The organism is Nonomuraea sp. NPDC049624, from assembly GCF_040675255.1.
GTDB lineage: Bacteria > Actinomycetota > Actinomycetes > Streptosporangiales > Streptosporangiaceae > Nonomuraea.
Window position 1 is genome coordinate 115,860 of sequence record NZ_JBFAOR010000014.1, and the last position, 23,439, is coordinate 139,298.

The window sequence follows — 23,439 nt, forward strand, 5'->3', positions numbered from 1 at the left end:
AAGATCGCCGCACTCCGGCCGGGGACGGCCCGCACCCCGGCCCCGGCGCCGTCGCGACACCGCGATCCCGGCATACTGGGCCACCGGATCGTCACCTTCCAGGGAGATCATGCGCATGAGCACGCCATCGTCGCAGCCGGGGACGAGCGGGCCGTCCGTCCGGATCGGCGCGCTGGTCCCGCTCACCCCGCCCGGCTGGGTCGAGGCGGGCCGCCACCTGCTGGCCGGGCTGGAGCTGGCCGTCCGGGACGTCAACGACGCCGGCGGCATCGGCGGACGGCCGCTGGAGCTGGTGGTCCGCGACACCGCGGCCGACCCGCGGAAGGCGGCGGCGGCCGTGGACGAGCTGGCCCGGCTCGGGGTGGCCGCGCTGGCCGGCGAGTACCACAGCGTGGTCGCCCGCGCCGCCGCCGCCCGCGCCGAAGCCGTCGGCCTGCCGTTCCTCTGCTCCTCGGCGGTCCTCGACGCGCTCACCGAAGAGCCTGCGACGTGGGTCGCGCGCCTGGCCCCCGCGCAGTCGCGCGGCTGGCGGATCTTCGCGGACTTCCTCCTCGGCGCGGGCCACGAGCGCGTCGCGGCGGCGACGCAGCCGAGCCTCTACTGGGCGGCGGGGCTCGGCGTCCTGCGCGACCACCTCGCCGCCCGCGGCGGCACGGTCACCGAGCTCGACCTGACCGCGCTCACCCCCGCGGCCGTGTGCGACGAACTCGCCCGTGACGGCGCGACGGCGCTGCTTCTCCTGGCCGGCCATCCGGAGCCGGCGGTGCCGGTCGTCCGGGCCGTGCGCCGCGACCGGCGGCTGGCCGGGACGCTGATCGGCGCGCCGGCCGGGCAGCCGGAGTTCCCGGGATGGGCCGAGTCGCTGGGCGACGACGGTGCCGGGATCCCGTTCCTGCGCTACCTGCCCGAGAGCCTGAGCCCCCTCGGCGTCCGGGTGGCGGCGGCCCTGCGCGAGCGGCTGGCCGCGACACCGTCGTTCGTCGCCTTCGAGGGCTACGACACGGTCACCGTGGTGGCCGAGGCGCTGCGGTCGCACGGCGTGGACCGGGCGGCCGTCGCCGGGTCGTGGCCGCACGTCGCGGTCGAGGGCACCCGGGGGACGATCCGGTTCTCCCGCGCGCCGGGCGTCGGCGTCTGGCAGTGGGCCTGGCCCCCGATCCAGGTGGCCGACCGCGACCCGGCGACCCCGGCGCGCTTCCGCACCCTGCACACCGCCTGACCGCCGCGCGGGACGCCTCAGGAGGGGTGGCGGGACACGTCGTGCCGCTCCGTCAGCCGTTCGAGACCGGCCGCACGGTAGGTGGCGACGCCGCCGGTGTTGGAGCTCGGGCAGCACACGAGCACGCTGGACGAGCCGGCCTCCCGCAGCGCGCGCGCCGCGGCGACCGTGATCGCCCGGCCGTGCCCGCGGCCCCGGTGGTCCCGGTGCACCCCCATCGGCTCGATCAGCCCCGGCCTGCCCGCACCGGCCGACCACACCGCCACGGCCGCCACCGCCGCGCCCCGGTCGTCGCGGGCGAGCAGGCACCGCGCGCCGGCGTACGGGACGCCCGCCGCCATGGCGTGCCAGCGCTCCTCGGTGAAGGTCGAGCCGTCGAACGACGCCCGGACGACGGCGGCCCACTCGTGCGCCTGCTCCGGCCCGACCGCCTCGACGTGCACGCCGGGATCCGGGACAGGCGCGCCGAGGTCGCGCCCGAGCACCGTCCACGGGTCGTCGGCCACCCAGCCGTCCTTGAGCAACAGGTCCCGGACCAGCGCGCCCGGCGGCGACTCGACGTGCACGCGCCCCTCGGGCAGCACCCCGCGTCCGGGCTCCGACACCTCGCCGGCCACCCGGCGGGCCAGCTCCTCGTCCTGCGCCGCCCCCGGCGCGAACGCCAGCCGCAGCAGGTCGTCGCCGTCCAGCAGCCCGGCGGCGACGACCTGCCCGGCGCGGCTCCAGGTCAGGATGGCCGCCGCCGTGCGCCGAGCGCCGAACCGCCAGAACCATCCCACGTCACCCGGATGCAGTTGCACGGGCTCTCCGTCGCGCTGCCACTCCCCCAGCAGCCGCACCACGTCGCCCAGCCCGTCGATCCCCGGCCTGCCCGTCTCGATCGCCATCCCCCGATCACACACCACCCCGCCCGCCGCCCGCACCCGGATTTCCCGCGGGCCGGCCGGGCGGTTCTGCTGGCTCAGGCCACGTCGGGGTGCACGCGGAAGCGGTCCCAGACCCGGTGCAGGGGCAGCAGGGCCAGCACGTCGCGCAGCACGCCCTCGCCGTCCTGGCCGGTGACGACGCCCGGCGCCTGCGCGGGGATCCCCGCGGCCTGCAGCGCCTGCGCGGCCGTGCCCCAGCCGCCCACCGCCTTGGCGTGCCGGTACGCCTCGCCGACCAGGAGCAGCACGCGCGGGTCGACGGGGGTGCCGCCGTCGCCGGCCTTGGCGTCGCGGGCGCCGTACGCGTCGTCGCCCGGGGCCGGCGCCCCGGCCAGCAGCACCGCGTCGAACTCGACGGAGCGGGCCGTGGCGAAGGTGCGCTGGACGGCCAGCGTGCCGCCCAGCATGCCGCCCTTGGGCGCGATGACGAGCGGTGTCATCCCGCCGTCGAGCACGGCCTGGCGGACGGCGCCGACGACGCCGAGGTCGCTGGTCTCGTCCGCGACGATGCCGATGATCCGGCCGTCCAGCGGCCACTCCCGGCCGACCTGCGACAGCGCCGGGCTCGGCGCCGGGTCGGCGAGCGGCACGGTGGGCTCGGGCGCGGGCAGCCCGAGGCCGTCGGCGACCTCCCGGCACAGGACCGGGTCGATGTTGGCCAGCACCCGCAGCTGGCGTTCCTTGACCGCCTGCTCGTAACACTTGCCCAGCTCGAAGGTGTAGGCGCTGATGAGGTGCTCGCGCTCGACCGGGGACAGGCTCAGCCAGAACAGCCGCGGCTGGCTGTAGTGGTCGGAGAAGGTCGCCGGCGCCTCGCGCACCTTGCGTCCGGCGACCTCGCGCGGCACCTCGACGTAGGCGCCCTGCTCGGCCCCGGCCTGGAAGGGGCAGCCGCCGTCCAGGGAGTTCGGCCGGTACGGGGCCACCCCGCGGTGGACGGCCGTCTGGTGGAAGCCGTCGCGCAGCATGTCGTTGACCGGCGCGTGCGGCCGGTTGATGGGGATCTGCGCGAAGTTCGGGCCGCCCAGCCGGGTGATCTGCGTGTCGAGGTAGGAGAACAGCCGCGCCGCCAGCAGCGGGTCGTCGGTGATGTCGATGCCCGGCACGAGGTGCCCGACGTGGAAGGCGACCTGCTCGGTCTCGGCGAAGAAGTTCGACGGGTTGGCGTTGAGCGTCATCAGGCCGACCGGGTGCACGGGGGCCAGCTCCTCGGGCACGATCTTCGTCGGGTCCAGCAGGTCGATGCCCTCGAACATCTGCTCGGGCGTGTCCGGGAAGACCTGGATGCCCAGCTCCCACTGCGGGTGCGCGCCGGCCTCGATGGCGTCGGCGAGGTCGCGCCGGTGGAAGTCGGGGTCGACGCCGCCGGCGATCTGGGCCTCCTCCCAGGTCAGGGAGTGCACGCCGAGCTTGGGCTTCCAGTGCCACTTGGCCAGCGTCGTCTCCCCCGCGGCGTTGACCAGGCGGAAGGTGTGCACGCCGAAGCCTTCCATCATGCGGAACGAGCGCGGGATGCCGCGGTCGGACATGTTCCACATCGTGTGGAAGGTGGCCTCGGTGTGCAGGGAGACGAAGTCCCAGAACGTGTCGTGCGCGCTCTGGGCCTGCGGGATCTCCCGGTCGGGATGCGGCTTGCCGGCGTGGATGACGTCGGGGAACTTGATGCCGTCCTGGATGAAGAAGACCGGGATGTTGTTGCCGACCAGGTCGAACACGCCCTCGGCGGTGTAGAACTTGGTGGCGAAGCCGCGGGTGTCGCGGACGGTGTCGGCCGAGCCGCGCGAGCCCAGCACGGTGGAGAAGCGGACGAAGACCTGGGTCTTCGCGCCCTCGGCGAGGAAGGCCGCCTTGGTGATGTTCGAGGCGGTGCCGTACGCCTGGAACACGCCGTGGGCGGCGGCGCCGCGGGCGTGCACCACCCGCTCGGGGATGCGCTCGTGGTCGAAGTGCATGACCTTCTCGCGCAGGTGGTGGTCCTGCAGCAGCACCGGGCCGCGCGGGCCGGCCTTCAGCGAGTGGTCGGTGTCGCGCAGCCGCACCCCCTGGGCGGTGGTCAGGTACTCGCCGCCCTGCGCCATCTGGTCCTGCGAGGCGCCGGTGGGCTGCCCGGTGGGCGAGACGGTCTCGGGCCCGGTCTGGTCCGGCTTGGGCGGCAGCGGTTCCCGTGGTTCGGTCGGCTCCTCGAGCTGGGGCGGCAAACTGTTGGGCACGCCGGGGATCTCGGCCGGCTTCACCGCGTCGTGATCGGTGACGGCGCCGACGACCTTGTCCACGGCGGACTTGAGCGGGTGTGACTCGTTCATGCTTGGTTCCTTAGGAAGGGCCACAACGGATTGACCAGGTCTGGCGCCTCCCTACCCATGCTCAGCCGTATAACGCGAATCGTCGCACTTCAGGGCGGTTCGCGACCCCGCGCGACCAGGATCGGAGCCCTTCTGGAGCAGCGCGGGACACCGATCCCCTTTTCACGTTCTTTGCCCTGCGTTGGGGTGTTCTTGGTTTGGCGGGGGCCGTCCGGGTAGCCACAGGCGGCATCAATCCCACGAGGAGGGCACCCATGAGTGAATACCCGACGGGGACCGGCCAGGAGGGAACGCTCCATCAAGGCAAGGCCGCCGCGCAGGAGGTCGCCGGGACCGCCAGGGAGGCCGGCGTCCAGGTGGCCGGCGAGGCCAGGGCCCAGGCCAGGAACGCCGTCCACGAGCTGCGCGACCGGGTGCGCGCCCAGTCCGAGCAGCAGAGCCGGCGGGCCGCGCAGAGCCTGCGCGAGTGGTCGGAGGACCTGTCGGCCATGCACGAGCAGGCCAAGCCCGACTCGCCGGTGACCAGCGTCGTACGCCAGGCCGCCGACCAGGGCCGGCGCGCGGCCGACTACCTCGACAGGCACGGCCTGGCCGGGGTGGTCAGCGAGGTGCAGAGCTTCGCCCGCCGCCGCCCGGCCGCGTTCCTGGCCGGCGCCGTGGCCGCGGGCTTCCTGGTGGGCCGCATCATCAAGGCCTCCGGCGACAGCTCGGGGACGGCGTCCCAGCCGGCGACCCCGTCGCCGCCCGCCGACCCCACCCTGCCGAGCGTGGCGCAACCCGGCACGGCGCCGCCGCAGCCACTGCACCGGCCGCTCGGCGACCCGCTCGGGCAGGACGACACCCGCCCGGTGCCGCCGCTCACCACGCCGCCGGCCCCGCCGGCCGCCCCCGCGGCGCCCGCCTACGGCGCCGGGAGTGACCTGCCATGACCGCGCAACCCGAGGAACCGACGCTCGGCCAGCTGGTCGGCGAGATCGGCGAGGACATCTCCAAACTGTTCCGCCAGGAGGTGGAGCTGGCCAAGATCGAGCTCCGCCAGGAGGCGACCAAGGCGGGCAAGGCGGCCGGGATGCTCGGCGGCGCCGGCTTCGCCGGGTACATGATCGCGCTGCTGGTGACCCTGGCCGTCATGTTCGGCCTGGGCGAGGTGATGGGCCTGGGCTGGGCCGCGCTCGTTCTCGCGGTCGTCTGGGCGGTCATCGGCGGAGTGCTGTACGTCAACGGGCGCAACCGGCTGCGCGCGATCAACCCCAGACCCGAGCAGACCATCGAGACGCTCAAGGAGGACGCGCAATGGGCACGCGACCTGAGGAAGTGAGACACGAGATCGCCGTCACGAGGGCCGAACTCGCGGCCGATGTGGACCGGCTGGCCGACCGGACGAGCCCGGCGCGGATCGCGCGCCGCCGTACCGAACGGGTACGGGAGGCCGCTCGATCGTTGCGGGAACGCGTGATGGGAACCCCCTCCCATGGCGTGTCCCATGCCGCCGGCCGGGCGCGGCACGGCGTCGCCGCCACCGCCGGCTCGGTGGGCGAGGGGGCGCACCAGGCCGGCCAGGCGGTGCGGGAGGGCGCCCACCAGGCGGCCGACACCGTACGGCACGGCGCCCACGTCGCGGCCGAGACCGTCCGGGCCGCGCCGGAGCAGGCCAGGCGGGGCACCCAGGGGAACCCCCTGGCGGCCGGCCTGATCGCCTTCGGCGCCGGTCTGCTGGCCGCCACGCTCATCCCCGCCACCGAGGCGGAGGAGCAGGCCGTCGGCCAGCTCCGCGAGCAGGTCGGCGACGTGCTGGAGCCAGTCGTGGAGGCCGGCCGCGAGTCGGCGCAGCAGCTCGGCCAGGACGCCAAGGAGCTGGCCGGGCAGGCCGTCCAGCAGGTCAGGGACAGCGCGTCGGAGGCGGCCGCGGCCACCGCCGACCAGGCCCGCGAGCAGGCCCGCCAGGTGGGCGGTCACCGCTCCGGCTGACGCCCGCCCGGACGTGCTCAGGCCCTCACAGCCGGATCAGGCCGTGAGGGCCTGCGCCGTTGTCCGGCGAGTCACCCGGCGTCCTCCACGGGGGGCTCGAAGGACAGGGGCAGGCACATGCCGATCTGGGCGTAGATCTCCAGTTGGTCGTAGTAGAGGCGCTGGCTGGAGACGAGGCCGTCGCGCAGGTCCCAGAACCAGCAGGCCCGCACGGTGATCTGGCGGCCGGTCGCGGCCAGCACCTCGCCCCCGACCGTCAGGTAGGGGCCGGAGTGCGTCCCGGTCGCCGTCAGCTCGGTGGCGACCGTGTCGCCCAGCGCGACGGGCTCCCACAGCGTGAAGTGCAGGTCGGGAAAGCCCTCCCAGATCTGGGTGAAATAGGAGGCGATCTCCTCCCGACCGGCCGCCTCCATCTCGGGGCTCACCACGACCGCGTCCGGCGCGTAACACCGCGACACCGCCTCGACGTCGTGCGCGTTGGCCGCGCCGAGCAGCCGGTGCACGATGTCGTCCGGCGGCGGCACCTCTTCCATGCCAGGGACCGTACCCGGGCCAGGGCAGCGCACCGCCAAACGGTCGTCAGCAGCGGCTCATGGATGGGGGGCCGGGGCCGCGGGCGTCCGGAGGGTGCGCAGCTCGCCGAGCAGGTCGCGGATCAGCGCGGAACCGGCCAGTTCGCGGGTGGTGACGTAGCCCACCCGGCGGCGGGGGGCGCCCTCGCCGAGTCCGGCCGTGGCGACCCTGGCCGGGGCGTCCACCGTGGACAGGCGGGGCACGATCGCCGCGCCGAGCCCGTGCCCGACCATCGACATGACGACGCCGTCGTCCTCGACCGTGATGTCGCCGGGCGGGATCCACTCCTGCGCGGCCAGCCAGCGCCGGGTCTCGCCCGAGCAGTTCTCGTGCCAGTCGATCATGGGGAGCGACCGCGGGTCCGGATGTCCCAGCGGATGGGCCAGCACGTACGGCTCCTCGTACAGCTCCTTGCAGACCAGGCCGTCCACGTACGTCGGCAGGGTGAGGACGCCCACGTCGGCCCGGCCGTCGGCCACCTCGCCGGCGATGCCCCTGCCCAGGTCCGGCACGACGCGCACGTCCACGGTGACCTTGGGGTGCCGCCGGCCGAACCGGACCAGCACGCGCGGCAGCAGGTGGAAGGCGGCGCTGCGGAAGGCGGCCAGCCGGATGGTCCCGGTGGCCTCGCCGCGGGCGGCGGTGTGCGTGTCGGCCCGCATGACCTCCATGAGCCGCAGGATGTGCCGGGCGTGCCCGACCGCGGCCCGTCCCGCCGCCGTGGCCCGCGCGCCGGCGCGGCCGCGCTGGAACAGCACCGCGCCCATCTTCCGCTCGGCCGCGCGCAGGGCGTGGGAGACGGCCGACTGGGTCAGCCCCAGCCGCACGCCGGCCGCCGTGACGCTGCCCTCGCCGTCGACGGCGATCAGGACGCGCAGTTCCGCGGGGGTGAGATCGTCCACGGCGGCGGCAACGCATGAAGACCACTCATGCATTCCGCGCCGGCCGGCCGCCGGTCCGGATTACGCGATCAGCAGGCGCAGGCCGAGCTCGGCCTCGTCGAGATCGAGCAGGTCCCCGTTGCGCGCGGCCCATCGGCCGGAGGCGAGGTCGGCACGCAGGTCGCGCACCGCGCGCCGCTCGACGTCCGGCCCGAGCCTGGCCCAGACCGACATCCCGCGGCGGACGTCCTCCTCCAGGTACGCCTCCGGCCGGCGCCAGAAGGCCTCGAAGAGGCCGTCGGCGCAGTCCCACGGGATGGGCACGGGTTCCAGCCGGGCCCCGATCATCGCGGCGTCGAAGGACCGGTCGTCGAACGGCAGGCGCCCGGCGGACCCGGCCAGGCACGGCGCCGCCCCCGCCGGGCGCTGCGAGCGCATGAGCGCCGACGGCTCCACGGCCAGGACGTGACGATCCCTGAGTCACCCGCATCCTAAGATCGCGGGTCCCGGGGCGCGCGGGTGGTCTAGGACCGGGCGGGATCGGTGGCGCCGGTGTAGGCGGGGACGGGCAGCGGGCGGTCGAGGAGGAAGGCGCGGATCAGGTCGCGGTAGAGGCCGGGGCGGCCGTTGGCGATCGAGTGGCCGGCGCCCGGCACGTACACCAGGGTCGAGTCGGGCAGGGTGCGCCGGTAGTCGTAGGTGACCTCCCACTTCAGGTAGTCGCACTGCCCGCGCATGATGAGCACCGGCACCCGTACCGCGCGCAGCCTGGGCCGCGGGTCGGGCACGGCGGCGGCGTCCTCGGCGGTGACCTGGTTGCTGTAGAAGCCGGGCAGGTTGCCGTGCACGGGGGCGGGTCTCGCGTCCGCGCAGCCCGTGGCGTCCTTGGCCACCAGCAGCAGCGCGCGCATCCGGGCGTCGGCCTCGGCGTCGGGCACCAGCGCCCGCGCCGCGGCCGGGTTCACGCCCAGGAGCAGCGCCTGGACCAGCATGCGCGGGGAGCTCGTCAGCGCGTCGGCCTTGGCCTGGAGGGGGGCGGGCAGGCCGTCCCACGGGCTGCCGACGCCGCCGGGGAAGGCGGGCTCCCAGATCGCGCCCGGCGAGGTGAGCACGGCCTTGGCCACCCGGTCGGGGTGGGCGGCGAGGTAGGCGGCCGACAGCGTGCCGCCCCACGACCTGCCGACCAGGACGATCTTCGGTGCGCCGATGGCCTGGCGGACGGCCTCCAGGTCGGCGACGTGCCGGGCGACCGTGTACCCGGCCGGGTCGGCCAGCCGGGTCGAGCGGCCGGCGCCGACCTGGTCGTAGGCGTAGACGTCGAACCCGGCGGCGGCCAGCTCCTCGCTGCCCTCCGGCAGCCCCTCCCCGGGCGTGCCCGGCCCGCCGTGCAGGAAGATCACGGGCGGGCGGCCGGCCGCGCCGGATCCGGCGAGCTTGACGTAGGCGAGCCGGGAGCCCGTCGGGAGCTGCCAGTACGCGACCCCGGCGGGCGTCGCGGCCGGCGGCGGGACGGGGAAGGGCCGGAAGGCCGCCAGCCCGGCGAGGGCGGTGACCGCCACGGTGTTCACCACCACGTACGCCGGCACCAGCCGGGGCAGCCCGAGCAGCCGCAGCGCGGGACGTCCGAGCAGGAAGGTGACGGCGGCGACGGCCAGCACCCCCGCCCCGGCGAACAGCGGCACGGTGGCCGTCACGGCCGCCACGAGCAGGAAGACCAGGGCCCCGGCGGCGGCCGCGGCGATCTCGGCGCCCGCCAGCAGGAGCGCGCCTGACACACGTTTCATGTGCCACAACGTTAGGAACGCGCGCGCCGCGTCTCCTCCTGCCGGCGACCGAACCGCGCCCCCGCCGCGCGGCGGGGGTCAGCCGGCCCCGGGACGGATCAGGCCGGACTCGTAGGCGTGGATGGTCGCGTGCAGCCGGTCGCGCACGCCCAGCTTGGCCAGGATCGCCGCCACGTGATCCTTGACCGTGGCGGGGCTGAGCGCCAGGACGGCGGCGATCTCGGCGTTGGACAGGCCGCGCGCGACGTGCCCGAGCACCTCGCGCTCGCGGGCGGTGAGCCCGTCGTGCCGCGCGGGCGGGCCGGGGTCGGCGGCCGTGGCGAAGCGTTCGAGCAGCCGCCGGGTGATCACCGGGTCGAGCAGCGCGTCGCCGCGCGCGATCACCCGCACCGCGTCCACGACCCGCGCCGGCTCGGCGTCCTTGAGCAGGAACCCGGACGCGCCGGCGCGCAGCGCGCCGAACACGTACTCCTCCAGGCCGAACGTGGTCAGCACGACGATCCGGGTGCCCGGCGGGCCGGCGGTGATGCGGGCGGTGGCGGCGAGCCCGTCGAGGCCGGGCATCCGGACGTCCATGAGCACCACGTCCGGGCACAGCTCGGCGGCGAGCGCCACGGCGGACTCGCCGTCGGCGGCCTGCCCGACCACGTCGAGGTCGGGTTCGGCGGCCAGCACCGCGGCGATCCCGGCCCGGACCACCGCCTGGTCGTCGACGACGATCACCCTGATCATCTGGGCAACCATACCCGCACGTCGCCTGGGCCGCCGGTGTCGAGCGTCCCGCCGTAGCCGTCGGCCAGGGTGTGCAGCCGGCTGCGGGCGCGCCGGGCCGCCGTGCCCTCGACGAGCACGCCGTCGGGCAGGTAGGACACGGTGATGCGTTCCCCGGCCAGTTCCTCGACGGCCCGGAACACGCCCACCTCCAGCTCGGGGGTCAGGCCGTCCGGTGCGCCGACGTGGCGGACGCCCGACTGCCGCCGGGCGGCCAGCACCTCCAGCCCGGCGAGCGTCGGCGGCGGGCCGTCGGCTCCGGCGGGGCGGCGCAGCTCGTCCAGCAGCCGCCGGAGCGTGTCGATCGCGGCGCGGGCGGCGTCGCGCACCGCCGCCAGGTCGCCCTTCCCGGCCGCCGCGACGACCGCGTCCGCGTGCCGGGCCGCCGTGCCGCGCAGCCCCTCGACGATCCGCTCGCGTTCGCCGCGCGCCACGTCCGCCAGCCGGGCGGCCAGCAGGTCGCGTTCGGCCGTCGCGGCCGCCCGCCGCCGCGCCCGCGCCCGGGCCACCAGGACGCCCGCCGCCCACGCCGGGGCCGACAGGAGCGCCACGGCGGTCGCGAGCACGGCCCAGGCGGCCGTCCGGTCGCCGGCGATGCCCGGTCCGAGGGCCAGCGCCAGGCCGCCCACCAGGCCGACGGCCGCGATCGCGAGCACGCCCCGGCGTCTGGGGTGGTGGGCGCCGAAGGCGTAGAGCTGGGCCAGCTCCACCCACCACGCCCAGAGGAACAGGTCGCCCGCGGGGGTCGGGGTCAGGCCGGCCATCGCCACCGGATGGATCGACAACATCGCGGCCAGGCTCCACGCGGGCCGCCGCACCCGCCACCACAGGGGCACGGCGTGCAGGACGAAGAGGGGGCCGAGCACGAGGAACTCCCGCGGCGCCGGAGTGCCTCCCGGCAGCAGGCTCGCCCCCACCGTCAGCGCGAGGGCGAGCCCGGCCAGCGCCGCGTCCCACGCCCGCCGCCCGCGCCACCACGCCCGCCGGAACGGGGGCGGCCCGGCGGGGGCGGGGAAGGCGGCCCGGACGGTCCAGCCGCCGGCATCCGGGCCCGCCGTGAGCGTGCCGCCGGCGGCCGCCACGGTCGTGGCCAGCCCGGACAGGCCGTGGCCGGTGCCCAGGTCGTCGTGCTCCCGCGTGCCGCCGGTGTCGCGCACCTCGACGGTCAGCCGGCCGGGTTCGCCGAGGACGGCGACGTCCACCCGGGCTCCGCCCGCGTACCGCGCAGCGTTGGTGAGGCCCTCCCGGACCACCCGGTAGGCGGCCGCCGCGACCTCGGGCGGGGCGGTAACGGCCGTCCTGCGGTAGCCGACCCGGGCGGGGTCCGCGCCGGGCCGGCCGGCGACCAGGGCGTCGATCGCCGGCAGGTCGCGGACGGCGTCCTGCGCGCCCGCCAGTTCGGCGCGGGCCAGGCGGGCGGCGTCCCCGGCGTGGCGCAGGGCGGACTCCCGCATCGCCGGGTCGGCCACGTGCAGCGCGGACGCCGCGGCCACCGCGATGCCGGTGAGGCGGTGGGCGGCGGTGTCGTGCAGCTCGGCCGCCATCCTGAGGCGCACGGCGTCCGCCACGGCCGCGGCCGCCCGCGACCGCGCCGACCGGTGCGCGGCCAGGGCCGCCCGCCGCGTCCGGCCCCGCCGATGCGCCCGCCCGAACGCCCAGACGACCGCGCCCACGCCGCCCGCCACCAGCGCCACGCCCGCCAGCGCCCGCGGCGGCCATCCGCCGGCCGCCGCGACGGCCGTCGCCGCCGCCACCAGGGCCGCGGCGACCGCGATCGTGATGTCGGCCGTGCCGCGGACGGCCGCGCCGTACAGGAGGGCGACGCCGACGAGCGCGCACCACAGCAGAACGGAGCTCACGGCGTCAGGCTAGCTTCCGCGGATCGGCCGCGCCCATGGCCGCGATCATTGGCTACCGTCGGGACATGACCCTCTACTGCCTGGCCTGCCTGCAGCAGAAACGTTCCACCGAGGCGTACACGATCATGCGTGGTTACGCCCTCTGCTTCGACCACGTCGAGCAGATCCTGGCCGACCGGCGGATGAGCCACCCGTCCCTGGACGGGTCGGCTTTCCGCAGGGACCTCGCGCGGATCGTCGGCCGCGACTAGCGGCGCACCTTGTACCGCAGGTGCAGCACCCCCTCGCCCTGGACGACCACGTGGGGGTCCGCCAGGAGGTGCTGCCCTGCGACGCGGCCGAAGTAGGGCTTGCCCGAGCCGAACACCACCGGCACGACGTCCATCGCCACCTCGTCCACCAGACCGGCCGCGAGCAGCTGGCCGCCGACGTCGCCGGCGTTCACGCTGACGACCCGGTCCCCGGCGAGCTCCTGGGCGCGCGCGACGGCGGCCGTCACGTCGGCGGCGAAATGGTAGGACGCCTCGGGGTGCCAGCCCTCGGGCTTCGGCCGGTGGGACACCACGACCACGTGCTCCCCCGCGGGCGGCCGCCCTTCCCACCCGTTCACCAGGTCGAACAGGGTACGGCCCATGATGATCACGCCGACCGACTCCCAGACCGGCCGGACGTACTCCGCCGACACCTTGGACACCCTGAAGCGGCCGCCGGCGCCGGAGTGGTCGTAGTCCTGGTCGGCGTGCTGGTCGTCGCCCAGCGTGAGCGGGGTGTCGCCGTTCCAGTACCAGTCGTGCAGGGGGCCGACGTCGTCGTTGCCGTCGGCGATGAAGCCGTCCACCGACACCGAGCTGTTCATGATCACTGCGCCCACGGGGTCTCCTCGGTCCTCGTCAGAAGTACGCCTGCGATCCTGCCGCCCGGCGGGGCTGCCGGGCTTGTAGAAAATCAATCGGCGGGCATCGGGCCGCCGTCCGGCGGGAAGCCCGGCTCGGCGGGGAACCGGCGCCGCAGCGCGAGGTACTCGGTCGGGGTGTGGCCGGTGAAGTCCTTGAACTCCCTGCTGAAGTGGGCCTGGTCGAAGTAGCCCGCCGTGTGGGCGAGCGCCGGCCAGTCGACCGGGCGCAGCGCGTCCACCGACAGGATCAGCCGGGCGAAGCGGTAGATCCGGGCCACCCGCTTCGGGGTGACGCCGACGTGGGACTTGAACTGCGCGGCCAGGTGGTTGCCGCTCACCCCGGCGGCGTCTGCCAGCGCGCCGACCGGGACCGCGCCGTCCGTCGCCGCCAGGCGGCCGCCCGCGTGCCGGACCAGGTCGAGGTGGCGCGACGCCGTCCCCGCGAACCGCGCCCGCAGCTCCTCCTCCACCACCCGCAGGACCCCGGCGGCCGAGGTGAGGTCGCCGGCCCGGTCGCGGATCCGGTCCAGGGACCGTTGCCAGAGGGCGTCGGCCGGCACCCACCGGTCGCGCAGCTCGCCCGCCGGCACGCCGACGAACGGCGACATCCCCCACGGCTTGAAGTGCACCCCGACCAGCCGCACCCGCTCGGGGTACTCGTAGCGGAAGCGCCTGGTCCACATCCCCATGAACCAGCCGTCGGCGAACACCGCCGGCGGCACGGAAGGGTCGGAGTCCCACAGGCGGGCGGGGTCGCCCAGGTTGACGAACAGGTGTCCCGACGGCATCGGCGGGACGTTCATCAGCCGGTGCCGCGGCACCCCGGTCAGGCAGTAGATGTCGTCGATGAACCGGTCGAGCGGCGGCGCGGGCACCCGTCCGACGTATTGCATGGGACCAGTGTGGCCGAGGTGATCGTGTCCCTGCACCGGATCTTCACCTCGGGTGCGCATCGGCCGCACACCGGTCTGCTTCGATGTCGGCGTGACCGATCGGAGCAGGCCGCCGGCCGGGGACGTCCGCTGGGCCTTCGGCTGCGCGTTCCCGGCCGTGTCGGCCGGGTCGGCGCTGCTGTCCTTGCCCGTCCAGTTGCTCGCGCGGTTGCCGTGGGCGGCCGGGCGGCGGTGGCCGCAGCTTCTCTCGGCGGTGCTCGCCCTCGCCGTCACGGTCGCCGGGCCGGTCGCGCTGACCCTGTACGACCTGGCCGTCCAGGGCACCCCTGGCGACTGCGTCCTGCCCTGGTGGCCTGCGCGGCTGCCCTCGTAGGGACGCTCGCCGGGGGCTCGGCGGGCCGGGCCGCGCGCCTACAGTAGGGGCTTGTGCTCTACGGCAGATCTGCGGAAATCAGCGTTCTCGACGAGGTGATCACGCGCGCCCGCGACGGCGCCGGCGGCGCGGTGGTGTTGCGCGGCGAGGCGGGGGCGGGCAAGACGGCCCTGCTCGACGCGGCGGCCGCGCGCGGCGGCGCGATGCGGGTGTTGCGGCTCACCGGTGTCGAGTCGGAGTCCGACCTGGCGTTCGCGGCGCTGCACCAGCTTCTGTGGCCGGTGGCCGGCTCGCCCGGCGCGCTCGACGCGCTGCCCGAGCCGCAGCGCCTCGCCGTCCGGGCGGCCCTGGGGCTGGCGGCCGGAGGCGCCGGTGACCGGTTCCTGGTGGCCGCCGGGGTGCTCTCGCTGCTGGTGGAGGCCGCTGCGCCGGACGGGCTGGTCTGCGTGGTGGACGACTTCCAGTGGGTCGACCGGGCCTCGGCCGACGCGCTGCTGTTCGCCGCCAGGCGGCTCGCGACCGAACGCGTCGCGATGCTGCTCGCGGTGCGCGGGGACGCTCCGGTCAAGGGCGTGCCGCTGACGGTGGAGGTGCGCGGCCTGGCCGAGGCCGCCGCGGACGAGCTGCTGGCGTCCCGCCACGGCGCGCTGCCCGTCCAGGTGCGGCGGGAGCTCGTCACGCTGACCGGCGCGAACCCGCTGGCCCTGCGCGAGATCGCCGCCCGTCTGACGCCCGCCCAGCTCGCCGGACGCGAACCGCTGCCCGACCCGCTGCCCGGCGGCGCCCGGCTGTTCGGCGACCAGGTGGCCGCGCTGTCCGCCGCCGCCCGGCTGGCCGCCCTGGTCGCCGCCGTGGAGGGCGACCTCGACGTGGCCCTGCGCGCCACCGGCCGCCTGCTGCTCGCCGAACGCGCGGACCGCCCCGGCACCCGGGCCGCCCGCCCGGCCCCGCCCTCCACGGAGGCTGAAGCGGGGCGGACGGCATCGGCCTCCACGGAGGCGACGTCAGAGCCGGAGGTCGAGGTCGGGCGGGCGGCGTTGGGCGAGTTGGAGGAGGGCGGGCTGGCGGAAGTGTCGGGCGCCGGCGTGCGCTTCCGTCACCCGCTGATCCGTTCGGCGGTGCGCGAGGCGGCCACCGCGGCCGAGGTGCGCCGGGTGCACGCCGTCCTGGCGGAGCTGACCGCCGACGACCGCCGCGCCTGGCACCTGGCCGGAGCCGCCCTGGGCCAGGACGAGGAGGTCGCCGCCGCGCTGGTGGCCGCCGCCGGGCGGGCCCGCGACCGCGGCGGGTACGGCGCCGCCGCCACCGCCCTGGCCAGAGCCGCCGAGCTGACCCCCGACCCGCGCGAGCGGGCCGTCCGGCTGAAGGACGCCGCCGTCGCGGCCTGGCTCGGCGGCCGTCCCGGCCAGGCGGAGTCGCTGCTGGCCGAGGCGCGCGAACGGGCCGGCGGCGACGTCGCCGTGACCATGGAGATCGCCCAGCTCCGGGGCCGGTTCGAGCTGAACTCCGGCAACGCCGCCGAAGCCGTGCGCATCCTGGCGGCGGGCGACAGCCTGGACATGCTGGCCGACGCCTCCGAGGCGGCCGCGTACGTCGGCGACACCGCGATGATCGTCGAGCTCGGCCGGCGGGCCGCCGCGCACCCGGAGGGCTTCCTGCGGGACACGGTGGCCGGCATCGGCCTGACCCTGGGCGGCGACCCCGCCGGGCCCGGCCTGCTGCGCCGGGCGCTGGCGCGGGCCGGTGAGCTGGCGGACCCGGCGGGCCACCTGTGGGCGGCGGCCGCGGCCAGCCAGCTCGGCGAGACGGACCTGGCCGCCGAGCTGAGCGACCGGGCCGGGCAGGTGGCCAGGGTGTCGGGGATGGCGGGGCAGTTGCCCGTCGTGCTGGAGTTCGTGGCGACCGCCGAACGCCTGGCCGGACGGCTGGCGCGCAGCCAGGCGCTCTCGGAGGAGGGCCTGGAGCTGGCCCGCGAGGCCGGTTACGAGAACACGGTGGCCGCGCACCTGGCCAACCTGGCGGTGGTGGCGGCGCTGCGCGGCGAGGAGGAGGACTGCGAGCGGCAGGCCCGCGCGGCGCTGGCCATCGCCGTCCCCCATCGGGTGGGGCTGCGCGCGGGGGTGGCGGCGTACGCGCGGGCGATGCTCGACCTGTGCCTGGGCCGGCACGCGGCGGCGCGCGACCGGTTCGCGGCCATCGCCGCGGCCGGGCCGGGCACGGGTCATCCGGCGGTCGCCTGGCGGACGACCCCCGACCGCGTCGAGGCCGCCGTCGGAGCGGGCGACGAGGCCGGCGCGCGGACGGCGCTGGAGGCGTACGAACGGGGGTCGCGGCACGCGGCGACGCCGGAGTCACGCGCGTTGCTGGCGCGCTGCCGCGGCCTGGCCGAGTCGCGCGAGGACGCCTTCGACGAGGCGCTGCGGCTGCACACCAACCCCTTCGAGGCGGCCAGGACGGCTCTGCTGCTGGGCGAGCGGTTGCGCCGCGGGCAACGTCCGGGCGAGGCGCGGGCGCATCTGCGGATGGCGTGGGAGACGTTCGAACGGGCGGGCGCGCGGCCGTGGGCGCGGCGCGCGCAGGAGGAGCTGCGGGCGGCGGGCGAGAGCGGGCAGGCGCCGGCCACGGCCGTGCTCGACGCGCTGACCCCGCAGGAGTTGCGCATCGCGGGCCTGGTCGCCGACGGGTTGTCGAGCAAGCAGATCGCCGCCCAGCTCTTCCTGAGCCCGCGGACGGTCGAGTACCACCTGTACAAGATCTATCCGAAGCTGGGCATCGGCTCCCGTACTGATCTGGCGCGGCTAGTAGTTCTACAGAAGGCGCCCGTAGCGGGGCCGGGCAAGCTGTGAGGCATGCAAAACGTGAACATCTGGAGTGAAGAGTTCGGCGCCGCCACCGACGAGCCGATCCTGCTGATCATGGGTTCGATGTCGCAGGGCGTCCTGTGGCCGGACGAGTTCGTCGGGCTGCTGACCGCGGGCGGCCGCCGGGTGATCCGGTACGACCATCGTGACACCGGCATGTCGGACACGGTCGACTTCGCGGCCCACCCGTACACGTGGGACGACATCAAGGACGACGTCTACCGGGTGATGGACGCGCACGGCATGGACAGCGCGCATCTGGTCGGTCACTCGGCGGGCGGGCTGCTGGCGCAGTACGTCGCGGTGGAGCGGCCGGAGCGGGTGCGGTCGCTGACGGTCATCGGCTCCTCGCCGCTGGGCGGTTGCGAGGGTCAGGTCATCATGCGGGCGCTGCTGGGGCAGCCGCAGCCGGAAGGCAGCCTGCCGGCGCCGACGCCGGAGTTCGTGGCCTTCTACCAGGCCCTGATCGCCTCGCCGCCGCCGCAGGACCGGCGGGCGGCGATCGAGGGCATGATCGCCGAGCAGCGCCTGCTGCACGGGACCGGGCTGCCGTTCGACGAGGACGCGGCGCGCCGGTTGCAGGAGCGCATCTACGACCGGGCGCGCGACCTGTCGGCGACGGTCAACCATCGGCTGGCGGCGGGCGCCAACCCCGACTTCGAGCCGGTGGGCGTGCTGCACCAGGTCAAGGCGCCGACGCTGGTGATCGAGGGCACGCACGAGCCGGCCAAGCCGGGTCATGGCGCGCTCATCGCCGAGCAGGTGCCGGGGGCGCGGTTGATGATGATGGAGGGCCTGGGGCACACGCTGCCACCGCAGGTGCACGAGGAGCTGGCCGCCGCCGTCCTCGCGCACACGGCCCATCGCGATCAGTGACTCCGGGGTCCCGCCGGGTCGGCTCGCCGGCCCGGCGGACGGGTTTCGGATGGCCTGAACTGCTCGTTTTCCGTCCGTAAAGAGATTTAGTACGGTAGGCGTCCACGTTACAGCTGCGGCAGAAGTCGCCCCTGGTACGAGAGGTACGCCGTTTGAGCGACGAGTTCGGGCTGACGGTCGAAGCGTTGGCCAAGGAGTACAACCGGCAGGCCCGCGAGCTGCGGACCGCGTACGGCAAGCTGTCGGAGCTGGCGGCGACCGCGGAGAGCCGCGACGGCCTGGTGAGCGTCACGGTGGGGTCGCGCGGTCAGGTGCAGGACATCACGCTGGACCCCCGGGTGTACCGCAAGCTCGCGCCCTCGCAGCTGGCCCGCTCGATCATGGAGCAGATCGGCGCCGCCACCGCGCAGGTGGCCGACCGGACGAAGGAACTGATGACGCCGTTCATGCCGAAGGGGCTGCCTCTGGAGGAGGTGCTGGGCGAGGGGGCGGGCATCGAGTCGTTCCTTCCGCAGCCCGTGCGGCTTCCGCCGGCGGACGGCGAGAGGCATGAGTGACACCCGCGGCCAGGGATACCAGGCCGTCTTCAGCGGTCTTCGGCAGCGTTCCGCGCAGGCCGGCTCCAGCGTCAACGCCCTGTGGGACATCCGCGACGTGTTAAGCGCCGCCTTGTACCGCGAGGGCAACCCGCTGGGCGACGACCAGTACGGCGTGGAGCTGGAGAAGAACCGGTACAAGATCGAGGACCGCATCTTCGCCGCCTTCGACGGCTACATCCGCGGGCTGGAGGCCGTGCAGGACGGGCTCTGGGGCAACGCGCGGAACTACGAGGACGCCGAGGGCTACGGCGACCCCGGCGGCGAGGACCCGGGCTACCCCTCCCCCGGCGACCAGGGCCTGCCGGATCCGTCCCTCGACGACTGGCTCCCGCCCCCCGCGGACGCGTCACCGGAGGGCATGCCTCCCCAGGGCGACGGCCCGTTGTTGCCGGGGATGTGAGCTTCCTTGGGATTCGACGGTTTTCTCGTCCCTGACTGGGCGAAGCCCTACATCGGCTACGCCGTCGGCATGGACTGGCCCGAAGGGGACGAGGACGGCTGTTTCCGGATCGCCGACGCGTGCGCGGCCGCCGCGCGGGACGTCCTGGAGGAGCGGGGCGTGGCGGTCTACAGCCGGCTGGGCGACGACTGGGACGGCGACGCGCTGCGGGAGTTCGTCAAGTACGTCCAAGAGGGACCCGATCAGCTGCTGGCCGAGCTCATCAAGGAGCTGGTCTCGGCCGCGCTCCACTACAACGATCTCGGCGTCCAGGTGCAGTACACCAAACGGATGATCGAGGTCTCGGTCTGGTTCCTGATCCTGCAGCTCATCTGGCTGCTGGCGGCGGCGGCAGGCCCCTGGGGACCGGCCGCCGTGGCCGTGGCCGGCTCCCGGATCCAGCTGACCCGGCTGGCCATCGCCCAGCTCGGCAGGCGGCTGCTGATCAACATCGGGCTGTTCGGCGGCCTGATGGGCGGCATGGACCTCGGGGTGCAGGCCACGCAGTCCCGGCGCGATCACATCGACTGGGACCAGGTCATGACGTCGGCCGGCACGGGCGCCCTCCTGGGCGCCTTCCTGACGGGCTTCACCGGGATCCTGCCCGCCCGGTCGATGGTCGGGCTGATGGGCCGTTCGGGCCTGGCCAGCATGGCCACGGACCTGACCACGCAGCTCGCGAGCGGGCAGCCGCTCGACCCCGACAGGCTGATCAAGAGCTTCACCTCCGGCGTGGTGGGCGGCGCGGACGCGCACTGGGCGAGCTGGAGCCCGGGAGCGCACGTCAAGCCCGACGCGGGCCCGCCGGCGAGCTCCACGGGGGGCTCCGGCCCGAAGTCCGGCCCGCACTCCGGCTCGGCCGCCACGCTTCCTTCCGACTGGACGAGCGGCGGCCTGCACCAGTCCTACGCCTACGATTCGCCGCCGTCGTCCTACTCGTCGTCGTACACGTCCTCGCATTCGTCGTCGTACTCCTCGTCGCATTCGTCCTCTTCGTACAACTCCTCGCACGCCTCCTCGGCCCTGGACGACGTCTCCTCGTCGTCGTACTACGGGGACGGGCACTTCCCCGACACCACCGCGCTGGCCGGCGCGGGCGCCAAGCAGGACGTGTCGTTCGGGAGCGGGCACAACTTCGACGCCCTCCTCAACGACGTGCGGGCCGGGGACGGGCCGGCCGCCTCCCACGCGGGCGAGGGCGTCCTGCCCGGCACCGCCAAGCCGCAGGGGCCGTTCCGGATCCTGGAGAACCCCGGCAAGTCGGGCGACGGTTACGTGAGCGGGGGCCAGTGGGGCAAGTACGGCGCGGCGGGCGTGCTGATCCGGGGCATCGACCAGCACGGCGAGCCGCGCTACCTGCTCATGCAGCAGAGCCAGTACGTCTCCAACGCCGGCAAGTGGCAGCTGCCCGGCGGCGCGCTCGACAGCCTGGAGAGCCCCGTGCACGGCGCGGCCCGGGAGATCAGCGAGGAACTGGGCGTCAACCAGAACTACCTGAACCAGCTGCAGCTCAAGGGCGAGCACGCCGTGCACGTCGGGGACGGCGGCTGGACGTACACCAACCTGGCCGCCGAGGGGCCGATGTTCGCGCCGAAGCTCGACGCGTTCGAGGCCAGCGGCGCCAAGTGGTTCACGCTGAAAGAGCTCACCTCGATGGCCAACGACGGCCAGCTGCACCCCGCCCTGGCCAAGGCCCTGCCGGACATCCTGGGCCTCTACCACCAGGACGCCAGCCCGGCCGCCGCCCCGCCGAAGGACCACTACACCGCGCCGGACACGGCCGGCCGGATCAAGCCCCCGGTGGACTTCGGCGCGCACTCCGGCGACCTGCCCTCCTCCGCCCTGGCCCACGGCAAGGGCAGCGCGCCGCCCGCGTACTCGGGGCTGGTCGGCGACGGGTCGAACCCGTCGCTGGCGCAGACGATCCGGCGTACCGAGTCGGGGCTGTACTACACCGCGGCCGCGCCGCACGTCCCCTTGGACGCGCCCTTCGGCTCCCGTCTGGTCTCGCCCACGTTCGGTCAGGCCGTCTGGTCGGACGTCTCGGCCGGGCTGTCCGAGACGGAGCGCGCGGCGGGCGAGTACTACTCCGGCAGCGGCTACATCGGGATGAACGATTTCCTGCGCAACGGCGACTCCGCCGTCGAAGGCCTGACGGCCAAGGAGGTCGCCAAGAACAAGGCACAGCTCATCGAGCAGATCGAGGCGCTGCAGGGGGTCATGGAACGCCGGCCGGTCCCCGAGACGATCGACGTGTTCCGGTCGCTGCGGCTGACCAAGAATCTGTTCACCGTGCCCGTCCACGAGCTGCCGGGAACCGTGCAACGCGACCCCGCCTTCTTCTCGACGAACCTCGGCGACAAGAACGTCTTCTCCGGGGACGTACGGCTGCACCTGCGCGTCCCCGAAGGCACCCCCGCCTTCTACCTGGACCTGATCAGCCACCACCGCGAGAACGAGCTGCTCCTGGGCACCGGCGTATCGTGGTTCGCCGAGGACGTGCAGTACAAGGACGGCCGGTGGCACGTCTACGGCTGGGTGCTGCCGCCGGGCGCCGACGGCTGACGGGAAGGACGAAGAGGTGTCGCTGAAGGACCCGCCCGAGTTCCGGACCGTCTACGCCCCGGACGCCTACCCCCGCACGACGGCGTCCGCCGTCCGCTACGTCCCGGTGCTCAAGGACGGCGCCGTGATCGGCTATCTGTGGGCCGCCGCCACGGACGACGCGGCCCAGTACGTGCCGCGCGAGCAGGCCGGTGACGCCGCCTTCGACGCCGCCGTGGCCTGGACCCGGCGGCTGCGCTGGGCCAAGGCCAACGGCGTCACCCCGCTGGAGGCGCTGCGGCACTGGGCGGGCGAGGCCGAGGACGCGCGTGCCGGCCAGGTCCCGGTGCGGCAGCCGTTCGAGCTGCCGTCCCTGAGCGCGCTGGAGGAGCTGGCCGCGGCCGCGTGACGTCCCGCCGCCCGGCCCGCCCGCGGGCCGGGCCTCACCGGACGGGCGCCGCCGCGGGAGCTCCGGCGGCCAGGACGCGGCGCGCCAGCGTCACGTAGAAGTCCGTCCCCGTCCGCAGGACGGCGTCGTTGAAGTCGTACTCCCGGCTGTGCAGCGGGTCGCCGCCCCGGCCGGGTTCGGTGCCGTTGCCGAGGAGGGCGAAGCAGGCCGGTACGGCCCCGGCCAGGACGCCGAAGTCCTCGCTCGGCATGACGGGCGCGCAGTCGGGGTCGACGCCGTCCTCGCCGGCGACCGCGACGGCCGCCTCGACCGCCGCGGCGACGCAGGCGGGGTCGTTGACGGTGGGCGCGAACTCGTGGGTGTAGGTGACGGCGCACGTGGCGCCGTGGGCGGCGCTGATGCCCTCGCAGAGCCGCCGGACGCGCTCCTCCAGGAGCGCGGCGACGGCGGGGTCGAAGCTGCGCGTGTCGCCTCTGATGACGACCTCGCCGGGGATGGCGTTGCGCGCGCCGTCGGTGCTGATGTCGGTGCAGGACACCACGGCGGGCTGCGCGGGGTCGACGTTGCGGGCGACGACCGTCTGCAGGGCCAGGACGATCTCCGCGCCCACCACGATGGGGTCGACGACCATGTGCGGGCGGGCGGCGTGCCCGCCGCGGCCCCGGATGCGGATCTCGAAGTTGTCCTCGCCGGCCATGATGCTCCCGGCGCGGGTCAGGAAGTGACCGGCGGGGGCGCCGGGCCAGTTGTGCAGTCCGTACATGGCCTGGACGGGGAAGCGGGCGAGCAGGCCGTCGTCGAGCATGGCCCGCGCGCCGCGGCCCGGCTCCTCGGCGGGCTGGAAGACGAACCGGACGGTTCCGTCGAAGCCGCCCTCGGCGGCCAGGACGGCGGCGGCGCCGAGCAGCATCGCCATGTGCCCGTCGTGGCCGCAGGCGTGCATGAAGCCGGGGTTGCGGGAGACGTGGGCGTGCGTGCCTGGCTCGTCGATCGGCAGGCAGTCCATGTCGGCCCGCAGCCCGACGGCCCGGCCGGTGCCGCCCCTGGTCAGGGAGGCGACGACGCCGGTGCCGCCGACGCCGGTGACGACGTCGAGGCCCGCCGCCTCCAGCGCCTCGGCCAGGTAGGCGCTCGTGGCGTGCTCGGCGAAGGCGGGCTCGGGCCGCCGGTGCAGGTCGTGCCGCCAGGCGCGCAGCCGGGAGTCGAGGTCGGTCACGAGCGGGTCCTTCCGTGCCGGTGGGGCACCATGATGGACGCGTCCGGCCG

General features: G+C 75.1%; 23 protein-coding genes. 12 read left to right on the forward strand and 11 right to left on the reverse strand.

Going from position 1 to position 23,439, the window contains the following annotated elements:
• Window positions 1-115 precede the first annotated feature (115 nt).
• Window positions 116-1,219: an ABC transporter substrate-binding protein gene (locus AB0J76_RS42230; protein ID WP_364393063.1), complete on the forward strand. Its 1,104-nt coding sequence runs from the start codon at window positions 116-118 to the stop codon at window positions 1,217-1,219.
• Between the two features lie 17 nt (window positions 1,220-1,236).
• Here AB0J76_RS42230 and AB0J76_RS42235 read toward each other — a convergent pair whose 3' ends face one another.
• Both AB0J76_RS42235 and AB0J76_RS42240 read right to left on the reverse strand, forming a co-directional pair.
• Window positions 1,237-2,106, reverse strand: a complete 870-nt coding sequence (locus AB0J76_RS42235) for a GNAT family N-acetyltransferase (protein WP_352328795.1) — start codon at window positions 2,104-2,106, stop codon at window positions 1,237-1,239.
• A 74-nt stretch (window positions 2,107-2,180) separates the two neighbouring features.
• A complete protein-coding gene (locus tag AB0J76_RS42240; RefSeq protein WP_352328797.1) occupies window positions 2,181-4,448 on the reverse strand; it encodes a catalase in 2,268 nt (755 codons plus the stop codon).
• Window positions 4,449-4,702: 254 nt separating this feature from the next.
• Between AB0J76_RS42240 and AB0J76_RS42245 the strand changes: the two genes are divergently transcribed.
• Genes AB0J76_RS42245 through AB0J76_RS42255 form a run of 3 tightly spaced genes read left to right on the forward strand, consistent with a single transcriptional unit; the run spans window position 4,703 to window position 6,416 of the window.
• Window positions 4,703-5,377 (forward strand): hypothetical protein, encoded by a 675-nt coding sequence (locus AB0J76_RS42245; RefSeq protein WP_352328799.1) that lies wholly within the window; start codon window positions 4,703-4,705, stop codon window positions 5,375-5,377.
• On the forward strand, window positions 5,374-5,766 hold the full coding sequence (locus AB0J76_RS42250) for a phage holin family protein (protein ID WP_352328800.1): 393 nt from the start codon (window positions 5,374-5,376) through the stop codon (window positions 5,764-5,766). Before AB0J76_RS42245 ends, AB0J76_RS42250 begins: the two co-directional genes overlap by 4 nt.
• On the forward strand, window positions 5,742-6,416 hold the full coding sequence (locus AB0J76_RS42255; RefSeq protein ID WP_352328802.1) for a DUF3618 domain-containing protein: 675 nt from the start codon (window positions 5,742-5,744) through the stop codon (window positions 6,414-6,416). The genes AB0J76_RS42250 and AB0J76_RS42255 overlap by 25 nt, the downstream gene beginning before the upstream one ends.
• Before the next feature lie 71 nt (window positions 6,417-6,487).
• Here the strand turns inward: AB0J76_RS42255 and AB0J76_RS42260 are convergent, their stop codons facing one another.
• The 6 genes from AB0J76_RS42260 to AB0J76_RS42285 all read right to left on the reverse strand — a co-directional run bounded on the left by AB0J76_RS42260 (window position 6,488) and on the right by AB0J76_RS42285 (window position 12,284).
• Window positions 6,488-6,949 (reverse strand): nuclear transport factor 2 family protein, encoded by a 462-nt coding sequence (locus tag AB0J76_RS42260; protein WP_352328803.1) that lies wholly within the window; start codon window positions 6,947-6,949, stop codon window positions 6,488-6,490.
• Window positions 6,950-7,006: 57 nt separating this feature from the next.
• Window positions 7,007-7,891 carry a LysR family transcriptional regulator gene (locus tag AB0J76_RS42265; protein WP_352328804.1) on the reverse strand — a complete coding sequence of 295 codons (885 nt, stop codon included), beginning with the start codon at window positions 7,889-7,891 and terminating at the stop codon, window positions 7,007-7,009.
• Window positions 7,892-7,951: 60 nt separating this feature from the next.
• The gene (locus AB0J76_RS42270; RefSeq protein ID WP_352328806.1) at window positions 7,952-8,308 is read right to left on the reverse strand and encodes a hypothetical protein; all 357 of its coding nucleotides are present in this window, start codon (window positions 8,306-8,308) and stop codon (window positions 7,952-7,954) included.
• A gap of 86 nt (window positions 8,309-8,394) precedes the next feature.
• On the reverse strand, window positions 8,395-9,654 hold the full coding sequence (locus AB0J76_RS42275) for an alpha/beta hydrolase (protein WP_364393070.1): 1,260 nt from the start codon (window positions 9,652-9,654) through the stop codon (window positions 8,395-8,397).
• A gap of 78 nt (window positions 9,655-9,732) precedes the next feature.
• On the reverse strand, window positions 9,733-10,386 hold the full coding sequence (locus AB0J76_RS42280) for a response regulator transcription factor (protein ID WP_352330750.1): 654 nt from the start codon (window positions 10,384-10,386) through the stop codon (window positions 9,733-9,735).
• Window positions 10,383-12,284, reverse strand: coding sequence for a histidine kinase (locus tag AB0J76_RS42285; protein ID WP_364393073.1), 1,902 nt, complete (start codon window positions 12,282-12,284; stop codon window positions 10,383-10,385). The genes AB0J76_RS42280 and AB0J76_RS42285 overlap by 4 nt, the downstream gene beginning before the upstream one ends.
• 65 nt (window positions 12,285-12,349) lie before the next feature.
• On the opposite strand from AB0J76_RS42285, the gene AB0J76_RS42290 reads away from it, so the two are divergent.
• Entirely contained in the window at window positions 12,350-12,535 is a 186-nt protein-coding gene (locus AB0J76_RS42290; RefSeq protein WP_352331543.1) for a hypothetical protein, read from the forward strand.
• Here AB0J76_RS42290 and AB0J76_RS42295 read toward each other — a convergent pair.
• Both AB0J76_RS42295 and AB0J76_RS42300 read right to left on the reverse strand, forming a co-directional pair.
• Complete coding sequence (locus AB0J76_RS42295; RefSeq protein WP_352331541.1) at window positions 12,532-13,155, reverse strand: dihydrofolate reductase family protein; 624 nt, start codon at window positions 13,153-13,155, stop codon at window positions 12,532-12,534. The genes AB0J76_RS42290 and AB0J76_RS42295 overlap by 4 nt on opposite strands.
• Before the next feature lie 74 nt (window positions 13,156-13,229).
• Complete coding sequence (locus AB0J76_RS42300; RefSeq protein WP_364393077.1) at window positions 13,230-14,072, reverse strand: helix-turn-helix domain-containing protein; 843 nt, start codon at window positions 14,070-14,072, stop codon at window positions 13,230-13,232.
• Window positions 14,073-14,163: 91 nt separating this feature from the next.
• Here AB0J76_RS42300 and AB0J76_RS42305 point away from each other — a divergent pair, with 91 nt between their 5' ends.
• The 7 genes from AB0J76_RS42305 (at window position 14,164) to AB0J76_RS42335 (ending at window position 22,173) form a co-directional block, all read left to right on the forward strand.
• Entirely contained in the window at window positions 14,164-14,445 is a 282-nt protein-coding gene (locus AB0J76_RS42305; RefSeq protein WP_352331311.1) for a hypothetical protein, read from the forward strand.
• Between the two features lie 53 nt (window positions 14,446-14,498).
• Window positions 14,499-17,291: a LuxR C-terminal-related transcriptional regulator gene (locus AB0J76_RS42310; RefSeq protein WP_364393081.1), complete on the forward strand. Its 2,793-nt coding sequence runs from the start codon at window positions 14,499-14,501 to the stop codon at window positions 17,289-17,291.
• A 3-nt stretch (window positions 17,292-17,294) separates the two neighbouring features.
• A complete protein-coding gene (locus AB0J76_RS42315; protein ID WP_352329236.1) occupies window positions 17,295-18,182 on the forward strand; it encodes an alpha/beta fold hydrolase in 888 nt (295 codons plus the stop codon).
• Window positions 18,183-18,334: 152 nt separating this feature from the next.
• Window positions 18,335-18,739: a YbaB/EbfC family nucleoid-associated protein gene (locus AB0J76_RS42320; RefSeq protein WP_352329238.1), complete on the forward strand. Its 405-nt coding sequence runs from the start codon at window positions 18,335-18,337 to the stop codon at window positions 18,737-18,739.
• Window positions 18,732-19,181, forward strand: coding sequence for a hypothetical protein (locus tag AB0J76_RS42325; protein WP_352329240.1), 450 nt, complete (start codon window positions 18,732-18,734; stop codon window positions 19,179-19,181). Before AB0J76_RS42320 ends, AB0J76_RS42325 begins: the two co-directional genes overlap by 8 nt.
• Before the next feature lie 6 nt (window positions 19,182-19,187).
• Window positions 19,188-21,785, forward strand: a complete 2,598-nt coding sequence (locus tag AB0J76_RS42330) for an ADP-ribosyltransferase (protein ID WP_352329242.1) — start codon at window positions 19,188-19,190, stop codon at window positions 21,783-21,785.
• Window positions 21,786-21,801: 16 nt separating this feature from the next.
• Window positions 21,802-22,173 carry a hypothetical protein gene (locus AB0J76_RS42335; protein ID WP_352329244.1) on the forward strand — a complete coding sequence of 124 codons (372 nt, stop codon included), beginning with the start codon at window positions 21,802-21,804 and terminating at the stop codon, window positions 22,171-22,173.
• A gap of 34 nt (window positions 22,174-22,207) precedes the next feature.
• On the opposite strand, the gene AB0J76_RS42340 is transcribed toward AB0J76_RS42335, so the two are convergent.
• On the reverse strand, window positions 22,208-23,389 hold the full coding sequence (locus AB0J76_RS42340) for an amidohydrolase (protein ID WP_364393087.1): 1,182 nt from the start codon (window positions 23,387-23,389) through the stop codon (window positions 22,208-22,210).
• Between the last annotated feature and the right edge of the window lie 50 nt (window positions 23,390-23,439).

Excerpts from the sequence above, each read along its gene's own strand:
- AB0J76_RS42275 (WP_364393070.1), bottom strand. The coding sequence starts at position 9,654 with ATGAAACGTGTGTCAGGCGCGCTCCTGCTGGCGGGCGCCGAGATCGCC.
- AB0J76_RS42255 (WP_352328802.1), top strand. The coding sequence starts at position 5,742 with ATGGGCACGCGACCTGAGGAAGTGAGACACGAGATCGCCGTCACGAGG.
- AB0J76_RS42235 (WP_352328795.1), bottom strand. The coding sequence starts at position 2,106 with ATGGCGATCGAGACGGGCAGGCCGGGGATCGACGGGCTGGGCGACGTG.
- AB0J76_RS42325 (WP_352329240.1), top strand. The coding sequence starts at position 18,732 with ATGAGTGACACCCGCGGCCAGGGATACCAGGCCGTCTTCAGCGGTCTT.
- AB0J76_RS42290 (WP_352331543.1), top strand. The coding sequence starts at position 12,350 with ATGACCCTCTACTGCCTGGCCTGCCTGCAGCAGAAACGTTCCACCGAG.
- AB0J76_RS42240 (WP_352328797.1), bottom strand. The coding sequence starts at position 4,448 with ATGAACGAGTCACACCCGCTCAAGTCCGCCGTGGACAAGGTCGTCGGC.
- AB0J76_RS42250 (WP_352328800.1), top strand. The coding sequence starts at position 5,374 with ATGACCGCGCAACCCGAGGAACCGACGCTCGGCCAGCTGGTCGGCGAG.
- AB0J76_RS42260 (WP_352328803.1), bottom strand. The coding sequence starts at position 6,949 with ATGGAAGAGGTGCCGCCGCCGGACGACATCGTGCACCGGCTGCTCGGC.
- AB0J76_RS42270 (WP_352328806.1), bottom strand. The coding sequence starts at position 8,308 with ATGCGCTCGCAGCGCCCGGCGGGGGCGGCGCCGTGCCTGGCCGGGTCC.
- AB0J76_RS42300 (WP_364393077.1), bottom strand. The coding sequence starts at position 14,072 with ATGCAATACGTCGGACGGGTGCCCGCGCCGCCGCTCGACCGGTTCATC.
- AB0J76_RS42280 (WP_352330750.1), bottom strand. The coding sequence starts at position 10,386 with ATGATCAGGGTGATCGTCGTCGACGACCAGGCGGTGGTCCGGGCCGGG.
- AB0J76_RS42230 (WP_364393063.1), top strand. The coding sequence starts at position 116 with ATGAGCACGCCATCGTCGCAGCCGGGGACGAGCGGGCCGTCCGTCCGG.
- AB0J76_RS42245 (WP_352328799.1), top strand. The coding sequence starts at position 4,703 with ATGAGTGAATACCCGACGGGGACCGGCCAGGAGGGAACGCTCCATCAA.
- AB0J76_RS42315 (WP_352329236.1), top strand. The coding sequence starts at position 17,295 with ATGCAAAACGTGAACATCTGGAGTGAAGAGTTCGGCGCCGCCACCGAC.